Raw genomic sequence first — 4723 nt, forward strand, 5'->3', positions numbered from 1 at the left:
GGCACGTTGACCTCCTACGGCCTCGACGACACCGACCGCGCCAACTCCGCCGTCTACGAGATCGACGTCCTCGGTAAGGACCACAAGAGCCACGAGGTGACCATCGACGCCACCAACGGCAAGGTCACTGGCCAGCACGTCGACCACGACGACAACGACCAGAACGACAACGACGGCGACGACGACTGAACAGCACCCACCTGACACCTCATGAGCCCGAAGGGGCCGCCCCGCCACTGTCCGGCGGGGCGGCCCCTTCGCACGTTCACCGAGCCCGCCCGGAACCCGACAATGGAGCACATGGTCGTCTTCCGCTGCCGCCGCTGCCACGGCGATGTCACCGCACCCGTACGCGAGGTGCCGCTGCCCGACGCGGACAGCGCCCCGGCTCCCTACGAGATGCCGAACGGCGAGGAGTGCCCGCCACGCATGCGTCCGGGCACCTTCGCCTACGATCCGCCGGAAGCCGGGGAGCGAGTCTTCCGGCCACACGTCCCGGGGGCGGCCCTGGGCCTCCAGCGCGCGAACCTGAACGGCATCGTCCTGGCCAAGGCCGATGTGCACGGCACCGAACTGACCTCCCTGCTCGGACGCCGAAACGGCTGCTGCGGCCTGGACGGCTGCGACGGCCCGAACCTCGTGTGCCTCGTCTGCACGGCCGAAGTGGCCACCGAGCGTTCGGACTGCTGGACCCCGCAGGAGGTCGTGCTCGTCCCCGCCGCGGTGGAAGCCGTGGAGTCCGTCGACGCCCCTTAGCCGCTAGCCCGTGCCCTGCTGCGGCGGTATCCAGGCGAGTTTGTTCCGTATGTGCGACGACATCTTCGCGTCCAGTTGCACGTGCAGCTGGGTGTTCCCACAGGCCGCGCAGACGAAGGCGTCGAACACGGTCTGCTTCGCCCCGAACGGGCCCGCTCCCCTCTGGCGGACCCCGCCTTGGGCCACGTACTCGCCCCGGTACACCTCGGCGCCGCCGCACGCTCCGCATCGTCCGTAACGCATATCCCCGTTGGTCATGAGACCGAGCCTAGGACCTCCGCCGCTCCTCCTTCCAGCCATACGCGCAGGTGCGAGGGGTGTTCGGCGTCCATGTGCACGGTGTTCGTGGCGATGGCGGTGCGGCGGGCGGCGGCTTCCGGTTCGCCGGTGTTGGTGTTGACGTCGAAGCGGGGGAAGTTGCTGGAGGAGATGTCGAGCCGGATGCGGTGACCGGCGGCGAAGCGGTTCGCCGTGTCGGGGGCGGTGACCTCGATCTCGTACAGCTCGCCCGGAGTGAGCAACTCCGGCTGCTCGTAGTAGCGGTGGAAGCGGCAGCGGACAATGCCGTCGGTGAGGTTCATGGCGAAGCCGTGCGGATAGTCGGCGTTGGGCGGGTGGACGTCCATGAGCTTGATGGTGAAGTCGGTGTCCGGGGCGGTGGTGGAGATGTGGAGCCTGGCCGACACCGGACCGGCGACCACCACGTCCCGTTCAAGCAGCGGTGTGGTCAGGCTGATCACATCCGAGCGGGAGTCCAGCGGCAGGTAGGGCGCACTCGCCCCGTGTACCCGGGCGTCCGGGGCGTTCTGGTCGTACGCCCCGGCACCGGCTCGCCACGGATGTCGTCCAGCGACTGGGACAGGACGTCCTCGCCACCGTGTCGCGGTGAGCCGAGGGACGCCGCTGGAGCATTAGCAGTGCGTTAGTGAGGTGGCAGCAGATCAGCAGCGCCGCCCGGCAGTCTTTTTGTCACGGCCCCGAACGAACGGGAACGACGCCCATACCGACAAGGGGACACCATGTCGCACCGCATCTCCATCCGCAACGCCCGCAAGGTCGCCGCCGCCGCGGTGGTCGCCACCGCCGCGCTCGGGCTGACCGCGTGCCAGGGCAACGCGAATGCCCAGGGAGACACCTCCTCCGCCGCTTCGTCCAGTTCCTCGGGCTCCGGCTCCTCCAGTGGCGACTCCATCGGCTCCAAGGCGGGCAGCGCTGGTGGTTCCGGTGCCTGCAAGACCTCGCAGCTCGGTTTCAGGACCTCTCACGGGATGGGCGAAGGCATCCTCAACATCAGCCTGAAGAACAACGGGTCAGCCACCTGCACCCTCCAGGGCTTCCCCGGCGCGGACCTCAAGGGCAAGGACGGCACCGTCAGCGCCGAGCGGAGCGATCTCGACGCACCGAAGACCAGCATCAAGCCCGGCGAGGAGACCGGGTTCGCCCTCTACTACCCCAGCAACGACTCGGGCGGCTCCGGCGTGACCTTTACCAAGCTCATCGTCACCCCGCCCGATGAGACGCACTCCAGCTCCCTGCCGGTCAGCATCAACGTCCCCGTATCCGACGGCTCCGGCCCTGCCATCAAGGTCGACCCTGTCGGCAGCGGCAAGTGGGGCTAGCCCAGCGGTGCCGCCGACGCCACCAGGCCCAGGTCCGCGACCTGGGCCTGCCCGATGTCACGCCGGGGCACCTGGCCCATTGCCCGTGGCGTGGGGCCTAGCGGTCCTTGGCCAGGGCTACCAACTCGGCGAAGAGGCCGTTCGCCTGGGCGAGGTCTTCGTAGTGGCCCTGTTCGATGATGCGGCCGTTCCGCATGACGATGACGCGGTCCGCGAGGCGGGTGTTCTCCAGTTGGTGGGTGACCACGATCGTCATGCGTTCGGCGGCGATGCGTTTGACCTCGAGGAAGATCTGGTGCTCGCCGCGCGGGTCCATTTGGGAGGTCGGTTCGTCCAGGATGAGGAGGGGGGTGCGGCGGTAGAGGGCGCGGGCGCAGGCCAGGCGTTGCCATTGGCCGCCGGAGAGTTCGGCGCCGCCGAAGAGTTCGCGGGCGAGGAGGGTGTCGAGCTGGCGGGGGAGTTTTTCGAGGGGCTCGCGCATGCCGACCGCGTCGACGGCCGCCCAGACCGGGGCGTCGTCGAAGGTGCGCGGCTGGCCGAGGGTGATGTTCTCGCGGGCGCGCAGGGGCCAGCAGGCGAAGTTCTGGGGGACGAGGGCGGTGCGGGCCCAGACCGCGTCGGCGTCGGCCTCCGCCAGGTCGGTGTCGTCCCAGCGGATCCGGCCCTTGTCGGGGAGGAGGATGCCGGTGATGAGCTTGGCGAGGGTGGACTTGCCCGAGCCGTTCTCGCCGACGATGGCGAGGATCTCGCCGCGCCGGAGGGTGAGGGAGACGCCGTCGACCGCGGGGTCGGCCTTGCCCGGGTACTGGTAAACGACGTCGTCGAGGCGGATCTCGTCCACCCGGTCCGGGATGGTCAGCGCCCCGCGCCGTGGGGCGCGGTCGGCGGCCATGTCGAGGAACGACCGCATGTCGGCGAGGTAGAGCGAGGTGTGGAACATCGCGGCGCCGTGGATGACGAGTTGGGACAGGGCGGCGAGCGCGGCCTGGACGGCGACGACCGCGGTGGCCGCGACGGGCAGGGCGACCCGGCCGGTGGTGGCCAGCCACGCGAGGGCGGCCCAGGTGCCGAGGAGGAACAGGCCGCCGAGGGCGGAGGTCGCGAGGACGATGCGGAGCATGCGGGGCGCGGCGGTCAGGGTGCGCTGGTCGATGCGCTCGGACAGGGCCCGGTACCAGTAGACGAGGTAGCCGGTCATGCCGTTGGCGCGCACCTCGTCGCCGTACCGGGAGTACGTGGCCCACCAGCGCATCATGCCGCGCACGTTGCGGTCGCCGACGTTGGCGTAGTGGGTCTCGTAGTCGACGCGGGCGGACAGTACGGCGCCGAGCCCGGCGGGCAGCACGGCGAGCAGGAGCAGCGGGAGCATCAGCCAGTGGAGGACGGTGATGACGCCGCCCGCGGCGACCATACGGACCAGGGCGGCCATGAAGCGCTGGGCGTCCTGGACCATCAGCCGGGTGCGGGTGACGCCGACCTCGGCGGCCTCCTGGCGGTCGGTGAACCCCGGCTCCCCGTACGCGGAGGCTTCGACGCGGCAGACGGCGGACACGAGGGCGGTGTCCGCCTCGGACATCAGGAGCGGGGTGATCCGTCCGTCGGCGTACGCGGACAGAGCACCGCTGATTCGGCCAGCCCCGGCGGCCACGGTGAGGACGACGAGCGCGGGCAGCGCGGCGTGCAGGCGTTCGGAGACGGTGCCCGCGCCGAGGATGTGGGTCATGGCGCGCGCGGTGGAGCCGAGCACGCAGGCGGCCGCGGCGCCGGTGAGGAGCTGGCAGGCGAGGAGCAGCACGACCGCGCGGCGGTCGACGGCCCAGGCCATGCGCGCGGTCTTCTTCAGCACCGAGGGGAGCCGCGAGCACATCGTGGCGAAACTCGCCTCTGCCAGCGGGTTCTTGCCGTGCTCCCCCTCGAAGCTGATGACGGCGGGCGGTGGAGGGGGTGGTGCTGCGGAGCGTTCGGTCGGGGTGTCGGTCACGGTCACCTGGAGCCCTCCTCGGGTCGCCGCCGCACCTGGATGGTCCGGCGATGCCAGGCTCAACGACGCGAGGGGCCAATCGAACGCGCGCGATTCCGGACGAAGCGGGGACGCGGCGGGGGCCCGGGAATGCGGGGGCATCGAACGCGTGGTCGCGTACCGCAAGGCTTCCGGCGCGGCCGGGGGGTGGCCGAAACGCCGGTGGCTGTGATGTGAGGGGCGTATGAGGTTTCGCCAGCCACGGAAGCGGGCGCGCGGGAACGGCGGGAGGCCGGGCCGACGCGGATTCCGTCGGGCCCGGCACCCCCCGCCCACCCCCCCCCCCAGGTCAACCCCCCCCCCAGAAAAACGGGGGCCGGTGGGGCGC

The 4723-nt window shown here is 70.8% G+C and carries 5 protein-coding genes and 1 pseudogene; 3 read left to right on the plus strand and 3 right to left on the minus strand.

Annotated elements, in window-relative coordinates:
• Both ACFV9T_RS11250 and ACFV9T_RS11255 read left to right on the plus strand, forming a co-directional pair.
• Nucleotides 1-189, plus strand: a 189-nt coding sequence (locus tag ACFV9T_RS11250; RefSeq protein ID WP_385438594.1) for a PepSY domain-containing protein, incomplete at its 5' end; no start/stop codon positions are given.
• 111 nt (nt 190-300) lie between these two features.
• A complete protein-coding gene (locus ACFV9T_RS11255; protein ID WP_385438597.1) occupies nt 301-756 on the plus strand; it encodes a hypothetical protein in 456 nt (151 codons plus the stop codon).
• Between the two features lie 3 nt (nt 757-759).
• Here ACFV9T_RS11255 and ACFV9T_RS11260 read toward each other — a convergent pair whose 3' ends face one another.
• Together ACFV9T_RS11260 and ACFV9T_RS11265 are read right to left on the minus strand one after the other, a co-directional pair.
• Nucleotides 760-1014, minus strand: coding sequence for a hypothetical protein (locus ACFV9T_RS11260; RefSeq protein ID WP_385438599.1), 255 nt, complete (start codon nt 1012-1014; stop codon nt 760-762).
• A pseudogene (locus ACFV9T_RS11265) lies at nt 1011-1529 on the minus strand (CocE/NonD family hydrolase); the annotation flags it as partial. The pseudogene ACFV9T_RS11265 and the gene ACFV9T_RS11260, both read right to left, overlap by 4 nt.
• Before the next feature lie 246 nt (nt 1530-1775).
• On the opposite strand from ACFV9T_RS11265, the gene ACFV9T_RS11270 reads away from it, so the two are divergent.
• Nucleotides 1776-2375, plus strand: a complete 600-nt coding sequence (locus ACFV9T_RS11270; RefSeq protein ID WP_385438601.1) for a DUF4232 domain-containing protein — start codon at nt 1776-1778, stop codon at nt 2373-2375.
• A 97-nt stretch (nt 2376-2472) separates the two neighbouring features.
• On the opposite strand, the gene ACFV9T_RS11275 is transcribed toward ACFV9T_RS11270, so the two are convergent.
• Nucleotides 2473-4362 (minus strand): ATP-binding cassette domain-containing protein, encoded by a 1890-nt coding sequence (locus tag ACFV9T_RS11275; RefSeq protein WP_385438603.1) that lies wholly within the window; start codon nt 4360-4362, stop codon nt 2473-2475.
• Nucleotides 4363-4723: the final 361 nt, after the last annotated feature.

Source organism: Streptomyces sp. NPDC059850, assembly GCF_042731515.1.
In the GTDB taxonomy this organism is placed as follows: Bacteria; Actinomycetota; Actinomycetes; order Streptomycetales; family Streptomycetaceae; genus Streptomyces.